The 17,868-nt window shown below is 65.8% G+C and carries 14 protein-coding genes; 4 read left to right on the top strand and 10 right to left on the bottom strand.

Translation table 11 applies throughout. The features are described from left to right. Positions 1–36: 36 nt before the first annotated feature. A complete protein-coding gene (locus HAV22_RS13325; protein ID WP_166859567.1) occupies positions 37–2,241 on the top strand; it encodes a hybrid sensor histidine kinase/response regulator in 2,205 nt (734 codons plus the stop codon). A 4-nt stretch (positions 2,242–2,245) separates the two neighbouring features. On the opposite strand, the gene HAV22_RS13320 is transcribed toward HAV22_RS13325, so the two are convergent. Continuing rightward, positions 2,246–2,578 (bottom strand): hypothetical protein, encoded by a 333-nt coding sequence (locus tag HAV22_RS13320; RefSeq protein ID WP_166859566.1) that lies wholly within the window; start codon positions 2,576–2,578, stop codon positions 2,246–2,248. 189 nt (positions 2,579–2,767) lie between these two features. Between HAV22_RS13320 and HAV22_RS13315 the strand changes: the two genes are divergently transcribed. Then, the gene (locus HAV22_RS13315) at positions 2,768–3,160 is read left to right on the top strand and encodes a PPC domain-containing DNA-binding protein (RefSeq protein WP_166859565.1); all 393 of its coding nucleotides are present in this window, start codon (positions 2,768–2,770) and stop codon (positions 3,158–3,160) included. A 67-nt stretch (positions 3,161–3,227) separates the two neighbouring features. Here HAV22_RS13315 and HAV22_RS13310 read toward each other — a convergent pair whose 3' ends face one another. Together HAV22_RS13310 and HAV22_RS13305 are read right to left on the bottom strand one after the other, a co-directional pair. After that, a complete protein-coding gene (locus HAV22_RS13310) occupies positions 3,228–3,905 on the bottom strand; it encodes a PEP-CTERM sorting domain-containing protein (RefSeq protein WP_166859564.1) in 678 nt (225 codons plus the stop codon). 68 nt (positions 3,906–3,973) lie between these two features. Beyond that, complete coding sequence (locus tag HAV22_RS13305; protein ID WP_166859563.1) at positions 3,974–5,503, bottom strand: Kelch repeat-containing protein; 1,530 nt, start codon at positions 5,501–5,503, stop codon at positions 3,974–3,976. Between the two features lie 733 nt (positions 5,504–6,236). Between HAV22_RS13305 and HAV22_RS13300 the strand changes: the two genes are divergently transcribed. Both HAV22_RS13300 and HAV22_RS13295 read left to right on the top strand, forming a co-directional pair. Beyond that, a complete protein-coding gene (locus tag HAV22_RS13300) occupies positions 6,237–8,081 on the top strand; it encodes an ABC transporter ATP-binding protein/permease (protein WP_166859562.1) in 1,845 nt (614 codons plus the stop codon). A gap of 24 nt (positions 8,082–8,105) precedes the next feature. After that, entirely contained in the window at positions 8,106–9,233 is a 1,128-nt protein-coding gene (locus HAV22_RS13295; protein WP_371869653.1) for a DegT/DnrJ/EryC1/StrS family aminotransferase, read from the top strand. Positions 9,234–9,376: 143 nt separating this feature from the next. Here HAV22_RS13295 and HAV22_RS13290 read toward each other — a convergent pair whose 3' ends face one another. From HAV22_RS13290 to HAV22_RS13260, 7 genes are all read right to left on the bottom strand, one after another. Beyond that, positions 9,377–11,332, bottom strand: a complete 1,956-nt coding sequence (locus HAV22_RS13290) for a GAF domain-containing sensor histidine kinase (RefSeq protein WP_166859560.1) — start codon at positions 11,330–11,332, stop codon at positions 9,377–9,379. A 103-nt stretch (positions 11,333–11,435) separates the two neighbouring features. Beyond that, entirely contained in the window at positions 11,436–11,951 is a 516-nt protein-coding gene (locus HAV22_RS13285; RefSeq protein ID WP_166859559.1) for a hypothetical protein, read from the bottom strand. Between the two features lie 107 nt (positions 11,952–12,058). Beyond that, entirely contained in the window at positions 12,059–12,253 is a 195-nt protein-coding gene (locus HAV22_RS13280) for a hypothetical protein (RefSeq protein ID WP_166859558.1), read from the bottom strand. A gap of 85 nt (positions 12,254–12,338) precedes the next feature. Next, entirely contained in the window at positions 12,339–13,565 is a 1,227-nt protein-coding gene (gene glcF / locus HAV22_RS13275; RefSeq protein WP_166859557.1) for a glycolate oxidase subunit GlcF, read from the bottom strand. 2 nt (positions 13,566–13,567) lie between these two features. Next, positions 13,568–14,635, bottom strand: coding sequence for a glycolate oxidase subunit GlcE (glcE, locus tag HAV22_RS13270; RefSeq protein ID WP_166859692.1), 1,068 nt, complete (start codon positions 14,633–14,635; stop codon positions 13,568–13,570). A gap of 2 nt (positions 14,636–14,637) precedes the next feature. Further along, positions 14,638–16,125 carry an FAD-linked oxidase C-terminal domain-containing protein gene (locus HAV22_RS13265; RefSeq protein ID WP_166859556.1) on the bottom strand — a complete coding sequence of 496 codons (1,488 nt, stop codon included), beginning with the start codon at positions 16,123–16,125 and terminating at the stop codon, positions 14,638–14,640. After that, positions 16,122–17,780, bottom strand: coding sequence for an L-lactate permease (locus HAV22_RS13260; RefSeq protein WP_166859555.1), 1,659 nt, complete (start codon positions 17,778–17,780; stop codon positions 16,122–16,124). The genes HAV22_RS13265 and HAV22_RS13260 overlap by 4 nt, the downstream gene beginning before the upstream one ends. Positions 17,781–17,868 lie beyond the last annotated feature (88 nt).

Raw genomic sequence — 17,868 nt, 5'->3', positions numbered from 1 at the left:
TTCGAGGCAACGTTGTCGCGACTGCCCTTCCTGCTCATGCGTATCCGAACCCGACTGCTGCTCCTGATTCTCGCGATCCTGGTGCCCGCCTTCGTCGCGGCGGTGCTGGCCGTCGGGTACGTTTACCAGGAAGAGCGGCATGCCCAGGAGACGAGCGTCAAGGAAGCCGTGCGGGCCTTCGCCCTCGTGGTCGACAACGAACTGGAAGCGAAGGAAGGCGTCCTGCGCGCGCTGGCGAACTCGCCCGCGCTGGCCCGCGGCGACTTCGCCACCTTTTTCCACCACGCCAGCTCGCTCGCGCCGACCGCCGAGACGACGATCATCCTGTTCTCTCCCGACGGGCGCCAGCTGCTCAACACGCGCGCAGCGCCGGGCACGCCGCTGCCCCAGCAGCGCGCGTCGAACATCGGCGACCTGATGCGGCGCGACGGCGCCGACCGCACGCTCGTGTCCGACCTGTTCGTGTCGCCGATCGGCCGGCGCCACGACTTCGCGATCCAGGTGCCGGTGCACATCGACGGCCAGATTCGCTACTTCCTGTCGATGGGCGTGAACGCCGCCACGATGCAGGGCCTGCTGCTGGAACAGCGCTTCCCGACGGAGTGGCAGGCCACCATCGTCGACCGCGGCGGCCGCGTCGTCGCGCGCACGCTCGATCCGGACCTGTACCGGGGACGCCCCCTCAGCAGCGTGGCGATGGCGCAGTTCGCCGCCCGCCGCGAAGGCGTCTTCTCGAGCAACAACCTGGCCGGCATCCCCGTCCAAGCGTTCTACAGCACCGTACCCGGGTCGGACTGGAAGGTGCTCGTCAGCATCCCGACGGCGGACCTGCGCCGCGTGCCGCTGCACGCAGCGGCGTTCCTCGCGGCGATCATGGCCGTGCTCCTCGTGCTGGCGTCGGTGGCCGCGCGCTGGTTCGCGCGTCGTGCCGCCATCCCGATCGAATACCTGGGCCGCCGCGCCGAAGACCTGGGCGCGGGCCGCGAAGTTCGCTACGAGCCGCAAGGCGTCATCGAGATCGACGCGGTGGCGCAGCGCATGGCCGAGGCCAGCCGCCGGATCCTGACGGCGCAGGCCGAGCAGGAGCAGCGCGTGGCCGAGGCCGTTGCCGCCAGCGAGCGCGCCCAGACCGCCCTCGTGCGCGGCCAGAAGCTGGAAGCCCTCGGCCGCCTCACGGGCGGCATCGCGCACGAATTCAACAACCTGTTGCAGACGCTGACGACGGCGCTGCACCTGGCCGCGCTGACCGCGAACCAGCCGAAGGTGCTGAACCTGATCGACACGTGCAAGCGCACGGTCAGCCGCGCCACCGCGCTCACGACGCGCCTGGGGTCGTTCGGCCGCCTGCAGGACGCGCGCCTGCTGACGGTCGCCCCGGCCGAACAGGTACGCGGCTCCGTCCAACTGCTGCGGGGCGTGCTGCGCCAGGGCACGCGCGTGGAAGTGCAGTGCGGCGACGACGTGTGGCCCGTGACCATCGATCCCGTGCAGTTCGACCTCGCGCTGCTGAACCTGGCGATCAATGCGCGCGACGCCATGCCGGACGGCGGCCGCCTCGCCATCGAGGTGCACAACTGCCCCCTGGAGCCGACCGCGGAACGCACGGGCGGCGACTACGTGCGTGTGCGCGTGACCGACACCGGCACGGGCATGCCACCCGACGTGCTGGCGCGTGCGCTCGACCCGTTCTTCACGACGAAGCCGCCCGGCCAGGGCTCGGGTCTTGGACTGCCCCAGGCCTATGCGTTCGCCACCCAGTCGCGCGGGTGGCTGACGGTGGCGAGCACCGTCGGCGCCGGGACCACGATCGACATCTACCTGCCGCGCTCGCAGCAACCGCTGTCGGCAGTGGCCGGACGCACGGACAGCCAGGCGCCGGGCCGCGGCAGCGGGCGCGTGCTGTTCGTGGAAGACGACCCGCTCGTGCGCGAGGCCGTCGTGCGCGGCCTGGAGGATTGCGGCTTCGACGTAATGGTGGCGGCCGACGGCGACAAGGCGCTCGCCATGCTGGACGCCGGACTCGATGCCGACGTCGTGTTCTCCGACATCGTCATGCCCGGCAAGGTGAGCGGCATCGAGCTGGCCGGCCTGCTGCGCGAGCGCCGCCCCGGCCTGCCCGTCGTACTGGCCACCGGCTACACCGAGCAGCGCGCCGTGATCGCGGGCGTGCAGGTGCTGGCGAAGCCCTACGAGATCGACCAGTTGGTCGAGCTGCTGGCCAACCTGTCCGCCGCCCGCTGACCCGTTACAGCGCCAGCGTCACACGCTCGCCGCCGACGACGACCGTGCACAAGGTGGCACCGAGCTTGCCGCCCGCCGCCGTGGCACAGTCGGCGCTGACAGGCTTGCCCTGCCAGTTGCCGTCGAAGCGTCCGTCGCCAGTGACGAGCGAGACCTCGTCGGCGATGACCTTGTCGCCATTGACGAAGATGTGGACGCGCGACGAATCAACCAGTTCGCCCCGGATGTTCAGCTTGCCGTCCCGGCTCGTGTACTGATTTCCAGCGGCCGGCGCGACAGCGGCGCAACCGGAGATTGTGACGGCCAGTGCGGCCGCAATCATGAAATTTGTTGACATCTTCTTTTCATCTCCGCTTATCTTCGCGGTTCTCCTCAGGAACTGGAGATTATACATATGTTCAGGCGGAAATAAATGTTCAAAACGATCAACTTGACGTGTGTTTTTTTTGCAATGAAAAATGCGTGGGGAGGCGCGTTCACAATGCCCTGTCCGGCGGGCGTAGAATGCCTCCAGGAGGACAATCACATGCAGACCCTGCCCTTGCGTATCGGCGCCGGCCACGACCTGCGGGCCGTGCTCGACGCCCTCGTCGCGCAGCATCACGTGGAAGCCGCCTTCGTCCTGCAAGGCATCGGCAGCCTGTCCGTCGCGCGGCTGCGCTTCGCCGGACGGTCGGAATTCACGGAATTGCGCGGCGACCTCGAAATCCTCACGTTGGGTGGCTCGCTGTCGCCGGACGGTCCGCACCTGCACGTGTCGGTGGCCGACGACGGCGGGCGGGTGCTGGGTGGGCATCTCGGCCCGGGCTGCGTCGTGCGCACGACGGCCGAAGTGCTCGTCGCACTGCTGCCGCGCCATCGCTTCCGCCGCGAGTTCGACCCGGCGACGGGGTTCGATGAGTTGTTCGTGAAGGCTTAGGACGATAAACCGGTGCCGCAAAGCGCGCTGTCGCTTGCGGCACCGGCGGGAGCAACGTATCAACTATTCAGCGTGCTCCTGGGTGCCGAGGTTTGCGCCGGGAGCGGGCAGCGATGCCCGCAAACGCCACGCCGAAGAGCGCGAGTGTCGACGGCTCGGGAACTGACGCCGCCGAATCCACCTCGAAGGCACCGGGTGTCATCCCGGATGGTGAAAACCAACCGGACCCGTCATTGATGGCATGGGCATTCATATCGCCAATGGAATTCCAGTTCCACGCGACGGCATTGCCCATGCCACCCAGGCTTGCGGTAATCCAGTATTCCGTCCCGGCGAGAAGCATCAGGTTCAGGCTCGAGTTCAGCACCACGGGCGCATTGTTGTTACCCAACAGACCGAGGCTGCCAGGGGCCAGCAACCAGCTTTCCAATACGGCGCCGGGCGCATTGCCGCTGTCGGCCGTGAGACTGATCGTCAACGAAGTGCCCTGGGAACCGGGAAAGACTTCAGAGAGCGCGATCCTGAGCGAACCGAACACCGCGTTCTGGATGGGCGCGAAGCTATCCCCTTCCGAGTAAATGCTGCCATCGAACCCGTCGCCCACGACGTTGCCGCTGCTGACGTTATATGTGTATCCCGGGCCGAAGTTGGAAAAAATAACGTCGGCCAACGCATGAGACGATATGCCCATGCTCAGCACGCACATCCCCAGGTACTTGGAAAGATTAATCAAATATTTTTTCATGAAAATCCCCTTCTTGTGTGCCGTGAAAATCAGCCGGATTTCGAAAAGACATCCGGCCCGATCGTTGATTATGGGACAGAGGTAAATACCGGGAATGACGGAATCCCCGCCCCCACCGCAACGACGGAATATCGGCCAGACGGCAGGCCGGCAGGCGTATTAAAGTTGACCGTTTCGGGCCCTGGGCCGACATCGGTATGACTCCAATTCGTCGAACGGGTGTAATACACCAGGCCGGTCACCGTGTTCGTCAAGCGGATAATCGGATAATTTTCATCGCTTTCGGCATCGTCACCATAACTGGACCCCGCCGACTGGCCATTGAGCTGCTGCCCACCGAGCGTGAAACTGCCGCCACCATTATTGATGATCTGATTGACGACAGGCCGCATTGCCGGATTCACCGGCCCGTCCGGCGTATAAATCCATAACTGGTTGAAGCCGTCCGTGAGGAGCAATTGCCCGGTAGGAAGCATCAACATGCGTGTTATGTAGCATGGGATCTGGTCGAGCTGATTCTGGAGCGCTGCCGGCACGCCGGGAAGCGGCGTAATCGTGTTCGTGCCCGGGTTGAATTCGAACAGGTGGGTTGGCGTACTAAAAAGCCGGGACGTTGGGCTCGCGGCAAAAATGACGTGCCCATTTGGCAGGATTGCCGCAGCGGCATCATAAGCGCCCCAGCCAGGATTGGAGGGTCCGGCAGACCACGTATTTGTCGTCGGATTATAAAAAGCCGTGTTCTCGTTTGCGCCAATCTGGAAAATCCGTCCATCCTGCAAACGGAACGCGGGGCCCATCTCATAGCCCAGGAAGGCGCTACTCAGCTGCGGGATCGTCCCGTTGGCCGTACCGTTACTTGGGCTGATATCGACCCATGTATTCGTTGCGGGATTGAAGGTTTCAGCGTATGAGCCACCAGCGGCGATGCTTTGGAAAAGGTCGTACGTGAGAACCCGCCCGTTGCCCATTTTTACCCAGGTTTCTTCGTCGCTCCGGTCGTTGTTCACCTTGTTGATCGGCGGTCCCCAGGTGTTGGTCGCGATATCGTAGAGCCGACTCGTGTTGTTCGCCAAATTGCCGGCGAGGATCTTGTCCCCGTTCAGCAGCATCGATGGATCGTCACCAAAACATCCCGATGGACATTCAGGCTGGGGCGGGTATGGCGCGATCGGGGACCAGCTGTTCGTCAGCGGGTTATAGACTTCGCCCGTGTTCGTCCATGTCGGGTTGCCATTGACGTATTCGCCTCCCAGTACCCACACCCTGCCGTCACGCAGGACGTGCGAGGCAAAATAAAGCCGCGCAACGCTCGTCGGGGCGGCCAAGGAAAACGTTCCGGCGATATAACTGCCAAGCGCATTGGGAGATAGTATTTGCCATTGAGCACCATTGCCCTGCATCATCACCCGCCCGTCGCTCAGCAATAACATCGTGCCGCTGCCGGCGGGTGCGAGGTTGGTCACGGGGGTCCAGCTTGCCGCGTAGCTCGCTCCGCTACTGGCCGCGAGCAGGGTGAAGATCAACAATATCCGTCTCAGGATACGCAAGCGCACTGCATCGGCCCAGGCATGAACCGAATTTCCCAATCGATTTTCCATATATCCTCCGGTGTGACTGCGCAAAATCTCCCCAAAATCTCCCCAAAATCTCCCATTTACGCGTGCCGCCCAGTGCATTGAAATGTCAACGGCTTGGTTGGTTCAATCGGACAATGATCGTGCGAATTATGCAATCGAGCTAGCTCTTTTGCATATTACCGCCCGGATGCACGCCAGCGGAACGTAAGCAAACAATATGCCAAAAACACTAATCCGTATTTTTCAATTAGTTAGGCGAAGCAATTCAAAATAATTTCACCAACTGTAAATATTCTCGACAAAATCGCCACATTCGACCATAACAAACGGAAACTGTTCCAGCCGATGGAATTTAACGCTGGATGCATAAAAAATACCAGCCCCGATGCAGGCGCCGTACCGATCAGGTCAAATGCAACGCATTCGGCTGCGAGAAGCCATATTCCACTCTGGAACAAAAATATTCCTCGAACAATTGCAGAGCACGCAACCACGGCAATCCACGCTAATCTCGGCAGTCAAAATAAAAAAGCGATATGAGATAAGAGTAAAAAATGGTTCCTGCCAAATTATTTTTCCAAAACAAAACCTTTTCAGCAGAACATTATTTAAAACCCTCGATGCACCTGTCGTCGGCCGGTGACACACGCCGCGCAAATGGCATTGCTATGTCCGTTTCCGCACTGAACGGTCTGTTGTGCGAACTTAAGCTTGAGGGGAAGACAACACCGCCGCCGACGCGCAGAGATCGATCATGACCACACCCACTTCCACACCCGCAGGCGCCGCGACGGACGACGGCCCGGCACCCAAGCCCGCGCCGCTGTCGCTCGCCGCGTGGAAGCAGTTCGTCAACGTGGCCAAGCCGTACTGGCTCGGCGAAGAAAAGAAGCGCGCCTGGACAATGCTGATGCTGCTGATCGTCCTGATGGTCGTCGACACCAAGCTGGCCGTCATGCTGAACAACCAGACCGGCGAGCTGACCTCGGCGCTGGCGGCGCGCAACGGCGACCGTTTCTGGACGTCGGTACGGGCCTGCCTGTTCATCCTCGCGTTCGCGGTGCCGACGTACGCCTTCTATTACTACATGCGCGACGTGTTCGCGAACAAGTGGCGGCGCTGGCTCACGGGACGCTTCCTCGACGGCTACCTGGCGGGCCGCAAATACTATGCGCTGGGTGCGAGCAGCGCGATCGACAATCCGGACCAGCGCATCAGCGAGGACATCAACACGTTCACGGGCCGATCCATCAACTTCCTGCTGATCTTCCTCGGGTCGATCATGCAGCTGGTGGGTTTCAGCGCCGTGCTGTGGTCGATCTCGCACGTGCTCGTGGCCGTGCTGGTGGCGTACGCCGTCACGGGCAACATCGTCGCCCTGTACTTCTTCGGCAGCCCGCTGATCCAGCTGAATTTCTGGCAGCTGCGACGCGAGGCCGATTTCCGCTTCAGCCTCGTGCGCCTGCGCGAGAACGCCGAGTCGATCGCGTTCTACCGCGGCGAAGGCCAGGAGCGCACACGCATCGACGCCACGTTCGACAAGGTCATCCGCAATTTCGCGCGGTTGATCAGGAAACAGCGTTCGCTGAATTTTTTCCAGCGCACGTTCAGCCAGCTCACCGTCGTGCTGCCGTACGGGATCCTGGCCGGCGGCGTGCTGTCCGGCGAACTCGAAGTGGGCCGGGCGACGCAGGCGGCGGGCGCGTTCACCGCGGTGCTGGGTGCCGTCGGCGTCATCGTCGACAACTTCGAAAGCCTCAGCCGCTTCGTCGCCGGCATCGGCCGCCTGCAGGCGTTATCGGCTCTCGTGCTGCCCGGCGCGGCGCCCGCGGCCGCAGCCAACGACGAGCGTCCGCGCATCCGGATGACGCCGTGCACGCACCTCGCGCTGGACGCGCTGACCCTGTGCCCGCCGCAATCCGACCGCGTGCTGATCAAGGACCTGAGCCTCGTCCTGAAGCCGGGCGACGCCCTCCTGATCACCGGCGACAGCGGCTGTGGCAAGAGTTCGCTGCTGCGCGCGATCGCGGGCCTGTGGCGGGAAGGCAGCGGCGTCATCCACCATCCGCCCGCTGACGACGTCTTCTTCCTGCCCCAGCAGCCGTATCTGCAGTCGGGCACCTTGCGCAGCCAGCTCATCTACCCCAGCGTCAGCACGGACCTCGGCGACGAGCAGCTGCTGGAGATTCTCGACCTCGTCCACCTGCCCCGGCTGGCCGACCGCGTGGGTGGCCTGGACGCCGTGCACGATTGGGACAAGCTGCTGTCGGTCGGCGAACAGCAGCGCCTCGCCTTCGGCCGCGTGCTCGTGCACAAGCCCGCGATCGTCATCCTCGACGAGGCGACGAGTGCGCTCGACAGCGGCAACGAAGCGTCGCTGTACGCGCGCCTGCGCGACAATGGCGCCACGCTCGTCAGCATCGCCCACCGCGCCGGCGTACTGCGCCACCACACGCACGTGCTGCACTTGCGCGGCGACGGCGGCTGGGCCATGCACGATGCCTGCGACTACCGGTTCGACGAGCCGGCCGCCAACGCGCCTGCCGTCGAGCCCATGCCGGTGGCGCTGCAGCCCGTTGCCGCGACATTCGTCGGGTAGGGCTAGAATGTCCGGTCCGACATCATCCTGAAGACGACCGTGACCATGCTGAACTTTTCCCAACCGGCGCTCGACGACGCCACCATCGCCGCCATGGCCGACACGATGCGCACGGGCTGGATCGCCAGCGGCCCGCGCGTGCTGGAATTCGAGCGCGCGCTGTCCGCCACGTTCGGCGGCCGGCCCACCCGCACGTTGACCTCCGCGACGGGCGCGATGGAGCTGGCGCTGCTGGCTTGCGGCATCGGGCCGGGCGACGAAGTGATCACGTCCACGCAGAGCTTCTTCTCGACGATGAACATGATCGTCAAGGTCGGCGCCCGCCCCGTGTTCGTCGACTGCGACCTCGTCACGCGCGCGATCGACCTCGACCAGGCGGCCGCCGCCATCACGCCGCGCACGAAGGCGATCGTGCCCACGCACTTCCCCGGCGCGCTGGGCGACATGGATGCGCTGTACGCGCTGGCGCGCCAGCACGGCCTGCGCGTGATCGAGGACGCGGCCCTGGTGCAGGGCTCGACGTGGAACGGGCAGCCCGTCGGCAGCTTCGGCGACATCGCCACGTTCTCGTTCCACCCCAACAAGAACATGACGACGATCGAGGGCGGCGCAATCGTCGTGCCCGACGAGGCGATGGCGCGGCGCATCGAGGTGCTGCGCTTCCACGGCATCGAGCGCCAGCCGGACGACACGCGCGACGTCGCCGTCGCCAGCGGCAAATACAATATGTCGGACGTGTCGGCCGCGATCGGGCTCGCGCAACTGGCGCAGCTGCCGGGCTTCCTGGCGCAGCGCCAGCGCCTGGCGGACCGTTATTTCGAAGCGTTCCCCGCCATCGACGGCGCCGTGCTGCCGCCGCGCGGCGTGCCGGGCCAGAGCTGGAACATGTTCTGCGTGCTGCTGCCGTATGAAGCGCTCGGCACGACGCGCCAAAGCTTCCGCGCCGCGCTGCGCGAACGGGGCATCGCGACGGGCCTCTCGTACGAACCGTCGCACCTGACCACGCTCGGCCGCAGCCTGGGCTGGCGCGACGGACAGTTCCCCAACGCGGAGCGCATCGGCCGCGAGACCGTCACGATTCCCCTGCACTGCGGGATGGACGAGGCCGACGTCGACCACGTATGCGAAGCGATCGCTTCCGTGTTCCGGTAGGGTGGGCACTTCGTGCCCACGCGTGACGCCAGCACGGAGCCGGCTTTCGCGTGGGCTCGGGGAGCCCACCCTACATGTCTGCGGGATGGACGAGGCCGACGTCGACCACGTATGCGAAGCGATCGCTTCCGTGTTCAGCTAGCTCAGGCCGCCTTCAGCACGGGCCGCGCGGCCTTGCGCGGAAAGCGCAGGTGGTAGCGCAGGCCCTGCCCCGGGCTGCTCTCGACGCGCAGCGAACCGCCGAGCACATTGGTCGCGAGGTTGTACAGGATGTGGCCACCGAGGCCGCTCCCGCCGCTGCCGCGCTTCGTCGTGAAGAACGGGTCGAACAGCTTGGCCAGCGTCTCCGCGTCCATGCCGGCACCATCATCGGCATAGTCGAAGACGACGTGGTCGCCGTCGAGCGCCGCGTGCACAGTGATGTGGCCGCACTGGTCGCGTTCGAAGCCGTGCATCAGCGAATTGACGACCATATTGGTGACGATCTGCGACACCGCGCCGGGAAAGCTCTCCAGCACGAGGTCTTTCGGGCAGTCGACGGCGACTTCGATCGGCCGGCCCTTCAGCTTCGGCTGCAGCGACAGCAGTACCTCGTTCAGGTAAGTGCCCAGGTTGAAGCTGCGGATGTCGTCCGACGACTGATCGACAGCGACCTGCTTGAAACTGCGCACGAGGGCCGCCGCCCGCTGCGTGTTCGTCGTCATGATGCGCAGCGACTGGTCGACGATGTCGAAGAACGCATCCAGGCTGTCTTCCGTCATCGCACCGGCCGCCAATTCCGCGCGTGTCAGCTTGAGTTCCTGCACGAGGTGGCTCGTGGCCGTCACGCAGATGCCCAGCGGCGTGTTGATCTCGTGCGCGACCCCGGCGACCATCTGGCCCAGCGACGCCAGCTTTTCCTTGCGCACGAGTTCCGACTGCGCTTCCTGCAACTGGTGCAGCGCCTGTTCCAGCGCGGCGTTCTGCTGCTCCAGCCTTTCCTTCGCCTTGCGGATCGCGCGGTCGGCCTGCATGCGCGCGATGGCCACCGCGACGTGGCTGGAGATGAACGCCAGCAGGTCGAGGTCGGCCTTCGTGTAGACGACGGTCGGGTCGTAGCTCTGCACGACGAGCACGCCGTACGCTTTGTCATGCACGAGCATCGGCGCGCCGATCCAGCTGGCGATGTCCGTGCTGCCCAGCGGGTGCTTCACCTTGCCCGCCGCGTGCAGGCGCGCGAAGCTGCCGGCGTCGTGGAGCTGCGCCTGCTTCGTCTGCAGCACGTACGACACCATGCCCATGCCGAACGGGAAGCGCTGGTGCGGGGCCTCGTTGTCCTTTTCGTCGGCAAAATACGGGATGCTGATTTCACCCGTGTCCGGGTGCGTGAGCGCGATGATGAAATTCTTCGCCATCATCAGCTCGCCGATGATGTCGTGCAGGTTCGCGGCCAGGACGTCCGGCTCGAGGGCGGCCGCGGACAAGTCGGCGATCTGGTACAGCGCGTGCTGCACCTGTTCCGCGCGGCGCCGCTCGGCCACCTCGCGCGCGAGGGCGCGCGTGCGCTCCTGCACGGCGCGCTCGAGGCGGTCCATGCTTTGCAGGCCTTGCAGTGCGTTCGACACGTGGTTCGCGATCAGCGCGAACAGCGCCTGGTCTTCCTCGCTGTACCTGTGTTCCGGCACATAGCTCTGGATGACGATGGCGCCCAGGATCTCGTGCTGCTGGTCGAGCAACGGGCAGCCCATCCAATGCTCGGCGAGGCTGCCGCTGCCCCACGCCATGCCCGTCTCGCGCTCGCGCATCTCGTCGCCCGTCATCGTGAGCGGCTGCTTGTTGAGCATCACCCAGGCCGTCGGCGATTCGTCGGGCGAGGCGAGCCGCACCCGCTCGTCCGGGCTCGGCCCTTCGTCGCGCGCATCGGCGAAGTAGACGAAGCGGACCGTGTCATCTTCCCGTTCCGCCAGGGTCACGTAGAAGTTTTCCGCATACATGATGCGGCCCAGCGCGCGGTGCACGGCGCCGATGAACTCGGTGACGTCGGTGCAGCTGGCGGACAAGTGCCCGATGCCGAGCAGCATGGCCTGCACAGTTTCCAGGCGGGCAAGACGGTCTTCCATCGATTCCCCTTATCGGATCAAAATGATGCGTTCGGGAAATATTATCAGCTCAGCCTGTGCTTGCGGGGATTGTGTCGCGGAAAACCACCATCGGAACGGGTTCTTAGCGCGGTGCGCGGAAATTGTTCTCGATCCAGGTATGCGCCGATGCCGGCGACAGCTTGAACGCGGGGTCGACGCGCACCTGCGCCACGCGCTCGCCCATCGCGTCGAAGGCGCTCAGCAGCGCGTACGGATTGTCCTCGTCCGGTACGATGTCGAGCGTCACCTTCAGCTCGCCGTCATCGGTGGAGACGACGGTGCTCTTGTGCAGCCGGGCGTGCAACTGCTGCTCATGGCGGCGGATCACTTCGGACGCCGTCTTGACGAGCGTGTGGAACGCGCTGACGTCGAGCGGCTTCGGGTTCTTCTTGTCGCGTCCCATGGTCCACGGGCCGACGAGGGCGGGTTCCGATTCGCCGTCCTTGTACATGGCCACGGCCCAGCCGTCGTCGTCCTCGTTCTTGATGACGCGCGCGGTCCAGCCGTTGCCCTGCCACAGGCGGGCCTCCTGGACGGGCGCGTCGTCGTCGTGGTCGCCGTCGTGGTCGTGGTCGTGGCCGGAAATATGATCGTTCATTCTTGCTTGCTCAGTCTTGCGGGCGTACGCCCAAATGCAAGATCATAGGCGTTCGCGGCGCACTGGACAAGCGCCGATTCCCTTGGAACGCAAGAATGACAGGCCCGCTAGATGATGCGCAAATCGGGGCCGCGCGGCGGCATGATCGGGGGACCGGGCGGCGTGCGACGCGGGTCGATCGCCGGCGACGGAATCTGGCTCTTGAACGGGTTGATGATGATGGGCGGAATCGCCGGCGGTGCCGAGGGCGGGTTCTTGTGGCCGGCCGCGTGCTGACTGCGGGTATCAAAAATCCACTGCATGGATTGCCTCCTGCAACAGAGCAGGCTGTCAGTATAGACGTCGAGTCCAGCATTGCAAGGCTTGATTTCCGGCCACTTTTTGCCGCTACGCCAGCGCGCGGTCGAGCAATTCGATCCAGTGCTCGACGGGCACGTCCGTCCCCGACTGCAGGTGCGTGATGCAGCCGATATTGGCGGAGACGATGCGCTCCGGCCCCGTCGCCTGCAGCTTGGCCAGCTTGTCGTCGCGCAGCTGCCGCGCCACCTCCTTGTGCAGCACGGAATAGGTGCCGGCCGAGCCGCAGCACAAGTGGCTGTCCGCACACAGCTTCACGTCGACACCGGCCGCGCGCAGCAGCCCCTCGACCTTGCCGCGGATCTGTTGGCCATGCTGCAAGGTGCACGGCGGGTGGTACGCGACCCGCTGCGCGCCCGCGCGCGTGCCCAGCTTGTCACGCAAGCGTTGTTCGAACGCGGGCAGCACTTCGCTGACGTCCTTCGCCGCGGCGGACACGCGTGCCGCCTTTCCGGCGTACGCGGGGTCGTCGGCCAACGCGTGCCCGTATTCCTTGATCATGGCGCCGCAGCCGGACGCGTTGATCAGGATGGTGTCGATACCTTGCTCGAGGTAGGGCCACCACGCGTCGATGTTGCGCCGCATGTCGGCGCGGCCGCCATCCGCATCGTTCAGGTGCCAGCGGATCGCGCCGCAGCATCCGGCCCGGCTGGCGGCCACGAGTTGCACGCCGACGGCGTCGAACACGCGCGCCGTGGCCGCATTGATGTTCGGCGACATCGCGGGCTGCACGCAGCCTTCCAGGAACAGCATCTTGCGCGTGTGCTCCGTGCGCGGCCAGGCACCGGCACGCTGCCGCGCCGGCACCTTGTCCTGCAACGCCTGCGGCAGCAGCGGACGCACCAACTGCCCCGCCTTCATCGCAGGCGTGAACAGCCACCGACGGGGCAAGGTTTCCTTGAGCACGGTGCGCAGCAGGCGCTGGCCCGCCGGCCGCGGCACCTGCTGCTCGACCACGCGCCGACCGATGTCCGCGAGGCGTCCGTACTGCACGCCCGACGGGCACGTCGACTCGCAGTTGCGGCACGTGAGGCAATGGTCCAGGTGGGCCTGCGTCTTGTCGGTGGCGGGCCGGCCTTCGAGCACCTGCTTGATCAGGTAGATGCGGCCGCGCGGGCCTTCCAGCTCGTCGCCGGTCAGTTGATAGGTCGGGCACGTCGCGGTGCAGAAGCCGCAGTGCACGCATTTGCGCAGGATGGCGTCGGCGTCAATGCCGTCGCGCGTGTCGCGGATGAAGTCTGCGAGATTGGTTTGCACGGCTAGAAATCCTTGTACATGCGGCCGCGGTTGATCACCCCGGCCGGGTCGAATGTGGTCTTGAGTCGTCGGTGCAGCGCGAGGACGGCGGGTGCCAGCGGCTGGAACACGCCCGCCTCCCGCGCGCCGCCACGGAACAATGTGGCGTGGCCGCCGGCCTCCATGGCCGCCATGCGCACCGTGGCGGCATCCGCATCGGTGCGGAGCCAGCGCTGCGCGCCGCCCCATTCGACAAGCTGCGTGCCGGGCAACGCGAGCGCCGGCGCCGCGGACGGCAGCGACAGGCGCCACAAACCCTGCGCCGCCTCGGCGAAGAAGGCCGCGTCGTGCTCGCGCAGTGCGCCCCACCACGCGTCCGCGTCCGCCTGCGCGAGCGCGTCGCCGCCGATGCGAAGGCAGGCCGCGTCGACGGCCGAGCGCGCGCCGGACAGGCGCACCGTCAGCACGCCGTCGTGCCAGCTCGAGGCCGACACGGGCAGCGGCTGGCCGCCCCACTCGTTCAGGCGGCGCAGCGCTTCGTCCTGCGTCATCGGCTGGCGCACGGTGCATTCCGCCACGGGCTTCGGCAACACCTTCAGCGATACCTCGGCGATGAGGCCGAACACGCCCAGCGATCCGGCCAGCAGGCGCGACACGTCGTAGCCGGCCACGTTCTTCATCACCTTGCCGCCGAAGTGCAGCAGCTCGCCGCGTCCGTCCAGCAGCACGGCGCCCAGCACGAAGTCGCGCACGGCCCCTGCGGCCTGGCGGCGCGGCCCGGACAGGCCGGCCGCCACCGTGCCGCCGATCGTCGCGGATGGGCCGAAGTGCGGCGGTTCGAACGCGAGCATCTGGCCGTGTTCCGCCAGGTGCGACTCGATCTCGGCCAGCGGCGTGCCGCAGCGGGCGCTGATCACGAGCTCCGTCGGTTCGTAGTCCGTGATGCCGCGGTAGGCCGTCGTATCGAGCACCGTGCCCTGCACGTCCTGCCCGTACCAGTCCTTGCTGCCGCCGCCGCGCAAGCGCAGTGGCGTGCCGCTGGCGGCGGCGTGGCCGATCTTGTCGGCGAATTCTTGGAGTGTCGTATCCATCATCAAAAGCGCGGCAGGTTGGGAAATGGCGTTTGTCCGTGGCGCACGTGCATGCGGCCGTATTCGGCGCAGCGGTGCAGCGTGGGGATCGCCTTGTCGGGATTGAGGATGCCGGCCGGGTCGAAAGCGCGCTTCACGGCGAGGAACGCATCGAGCTCCGCGCGCGAGAACTGCACGCACATCGAATTGATCTTCTCGATGCCGACGCCGTGCTCGCCCGTGATCGTGCCGCCGACCTCCACGCACAGCTCGAGGATGTCGGCGCCGAACTGCTCCGCGCGGTGGAATTCGCCGGGCGCGTTCGCGTCGAACATGATCAACGGGTGCAGGTTGCCGTCACCGGCGTGGAACACGTTCGCGCAGCGCAGGGCGTATTTCTTCTCCATCTCTTCGATCCGCTGCAGCACGTGCGCGAGGTGCTTGCGCGGGATCGTGCCGTCCATGCAGTAGTAGTCCGGCGAGATGCGGCCGACGGCGGGGAACGCGTTCTTGCGGCCGGACCAGAAGCGCAGGCGCTCCGCTTCGTCCTGCGACACGGACAACGCCGTCGCGCCGCAGCGGCTCAGCACCTCGCTCATGCGCGCGATCTCTTCCTCGACTTCCTCGGCGATGCCGTCCGATTCGCACAGCAGCACGGCGGTCGCCTGCGTGTCGTAGCCCGCATGCACGAATTCCTCGGCGACCTGCGTCGACAGGCGGTCCATCATCTCGAGCCCGGCCGGGATGATGCCCGCGGCGATCACGCTGGCCACGGCATCGCCCGCCTTGACGATGTCGTCGAACGACGCCATCACGACGCGCGCCACGCGGGGCTTGGGCACCAGCTTGACCGTGACCTCGGTCACGACACCGAGCATGCCTTCCGAGCCGATCGCCACCGCGAGCAGGTCGAGCCCCGGTGCGTCCAGCGCCTCGCTGCCCAGTTCGACGATGTCGCCGTCCGTCGTCACCATGCGGACACGCAGCACGTTGTGCACGGTGAGGCCGTATTTCAGGCAGTGCACGCCGCCGGAGTTCTCGGCGACGTTGCCGCCGATGGTGCACGCGATCTGCGACGACGGATCGGGCGCGTAGTACAGGCCGTGCGGCGCGGCCGCCTCCGAGATCGCGAGGTTGCGTACGCCAGGTTGCACGATGGCCGTGCGCGACAGGGGATCGAGCCTGACGATCCGGTTCAACCGGGCCGTCGACAGCACGACGCCGCCGGCGATCGGCATCGCGCCGCCTGACAATCCGGTGCCCGCGCCGCGCGGCACGATGGGCAGTCCCAGTTGCCGGCACACGGCGATGGCCGCCATGATCTGCGCCTCGTCTTCCGGCAGCAGCACGATCATCGGCATCTGGCGGTAGGCGGCGAGGCCGTCGCATTCGTAGGGCCGCGTATCTTCCGGGTCGGCGCGCACGCAGCGTGCGGGCAGCACCGCGAGCAGCGCGGCCGTCGCCTCGCGGTGGCTCACGGCCCCGGTTTCGGGAGAGGTGGAAACATTCATCGGATCACCAGCAACGTGAACGGCCACACGTACGCCTGCAGCGTGACCAGGATGCCGACCAGGGCGGCCAGCGCGAACGAATGGAAGAAGACGAAGCGCAGGATGTCGCCTTCGTGGTTGACCCAGCGCGTCGCCGTGGATGCCACGACGATGGACTGGGCGTCGATCATCTTGCCCATGACGCCGCCGGAACTGTTCGCGGCGCCCATCAGGTTCGGCGCGAGGCCGAGCTGCTGCGCGGCCACCTTCTGCATGCCGCCGAACAGCACGTTCGACGCCGTGTCCGAGCCCGTCATCGCCACGCCGAGCCAACCCATCAGGGTGCCGAAGAACGGATACAGCGCGCCCGTGTTGGCGAACGCGAGGCCGAGGGTCGTATCGGAGCCGGAGTAGCGCGTGAGGGTGCCCAGGGCCAGCATCAGCACGATCGTCAGCAGCGAAAAGCGGACGAGCCACAAGGTGCGGAAGAACGTGCGCACGACCGCACCGAGGCTGTAGCGCATGAACAGCGCGCCGGCGATGGCGGACAGGAGGATGCCGGTGCCCGTCGCGGACAGCAGATTGAGCACGTACACGGCAGCTTCAGGGCTGGGCTTGGCCACCACCGGCGGCACGCGCATGATCAGGTTGTGCAGGCCGTCCATCGGGAACTTCGGCGCGAACACGCCGTTGAAGTACGCCTTCACCGGCGGCAGGCCCCAGACGAAGACGAACACCGTGAGGATGATCCAGGGCGTCCAGGCGCGCACGATCTCCGCCCGCGAATACGTCTCGAGGCTCTGTGCGGACCGGGAAGCAAGCTCCGTCTCACGGCCCTTCAGGTTCGCCGACGTCCACACGGTCTTCGGCTGCCACACGCGCAGGAACAGGATCAGCGACGCCATCGACACGAGGGCGGCGATGATGTCCACCAGTTCCGGGCCGATGAAGTTCGACACGAGGTATTGGGGGATCGCGAACGACAGGCCCGTCACGAGGATCGCGGGCCAGATCTCCCACATGGCCTTGCGGCCGGCGAACGCCCAGATCAGCCAGAACGGCACGAGCAGCGAGAAGAACGGCAATTGGCGACCGATCATCGCCGTCACTTCCATCAGGTCGTAACCATGCACCTTGGCCAGCGTGATCACGGGCGTGCCGAGCGCGCCGAACGCGACGGGCGCCGTGTTGGCGATCAGCGACAGTCCGGACGCGGCCAGGGGGGAAAACCCGAGCCCGATGAGAATGCCCGCCGTGACGGCGACGGGCGTGCCGAAGCCGGCCGCGCCCTCGAAGAACGCGCCGAAGCAGAACGCGATCAGCAGCAGTTGCAGCCGCCGGTCGCTCGTGATGCCGGACAACGACGCCTGCAGCACCTTGAAGCTGCCGTTCTGTTCGCACAACTGCTGCAGGAAGATGATGTTGAGGACGATCCAGCCGATGGGCAGCAGGCCAGTGAAGCCGCCGAACAGCGCCGCCTTGCCCGCCATCGCGGCCGGCATGTGGTAACCGAGCACGGCCACGAGCAGGGCCGCGCCCAGGCCCAGCGCGGCCGCGATGTGCGCCTTGATGTGGAAGAAGCCGAGTGCGGCCAGCATCACCACGACGGGTATCGCGGCCAGCAGGGTCGAGATTGCCATGCTGCCGAACGGATCGTAAATCTGTTGCCAAACCATGTGTGTCTCCTTGATTAAATTTTTATATGTGCGTAGGGTGGGCAGCCCCCGCCCACCCTCAGTATGCGTCGCCGTAACGCATCGTGGG

Source organism: Telluria antibiotica, assembly GCF_011682055.1.
Taxonomy (GTDB): Bacteria; Pseudomonadota; Gammaproteobacteria; order Burkholderiales; family Burkholderiaceae_D; genus Telluria; species Telluria antibiotica.
Note: the sequence above shows the minus strand (reverse complement) of the source record. Positions and strands in the feature narration are given on the sequence as shown.

Bases quoted from the DNA above. Each gene is read 5' to 3' on its own strand.
- HAV22_RS13285 (WP_166859559.1), bottom strand. From the start codon at position 11,951: ATGAACGATCATATTTCCGGCCACGACCACGACCACGACGGCGACCAC.
- HAV22_RS13265 (WP_166859556.1), bottom strand. From the start codon at position 16,125: ATGAATGTTTCCACCTCTCCCGAAACCGGGGCCGTGAGCCACCGCGAG.
- HAV22_RS13305 (WP_166859563.1), bottom strand. From the start codon at position 5,503: ATGGAAAATCGATTGGGAAATTCGGTTCATGCCTGGGCCGATGCAGTG.
- HAV22_RS13315 (WP_166859565.1), top strand. From the start codon at position 2,768: ATGCAGACCCTGCCCTTGCGTATCGGCGCCGGCCACGACCTGCGGGCC.
- glcE (WP_166859692.1), bottom strand. From the start codon at position 14,635: ATGGATACGACACTCCAAGAATTCGCCGACAAGATCGGCCACGCCGCC.
- HAV22_RS13325 (WP_166859567.1), top strand. From the start codon at position 37: ATGCGTATCCGAACCCGACTGCTGCTCCTGATTCTCGCGATCCTGGTG.
- HAV22_RS13320 (WP_166859566.1), bottom strand. From the start codon at position 2,578: ATGTCAACAAATTTCATGATTGCGGCCGCACTGGCCGTCACAATCTCC.
- HAV22_RS13280 (WP_166859558.1), bottom strand. From the start codon at position 12,253: ATGCAGTGGATTTTTGATACCCGCAGTCAGCACGCGGCCGGCCACAAG.
- HAV22_RS13260 (WP_166859555.1), bottom strand. From the start codon at position 17,780: ATGGTTTGGCAACAGATTTACGATCCGTTCGGCAGCATGGCAATCTCG.
- HAV22_RS13310 (WP_166859564.1), bottom strand. From the start codon at position 3,905: ATGAAAAAATATTTGATTAATCTTTCCAAGTACCTGGGGATGTGCGTG.
- HAV22_RS13300 (WP_166859562.1), top strand. From the start codon at position 6,237: ATGACCACACCCACTTCCACACCCGCAGGCGCCGCGACGGACGACGGC.
- HAV22_RS13290 (WP_166859560.1), bottom strand. From the start codon at position 11,332: ATGGAAGACCGTCTTGCCCGCCTGGAAACTGTGCAGGCCATGCTGCTC.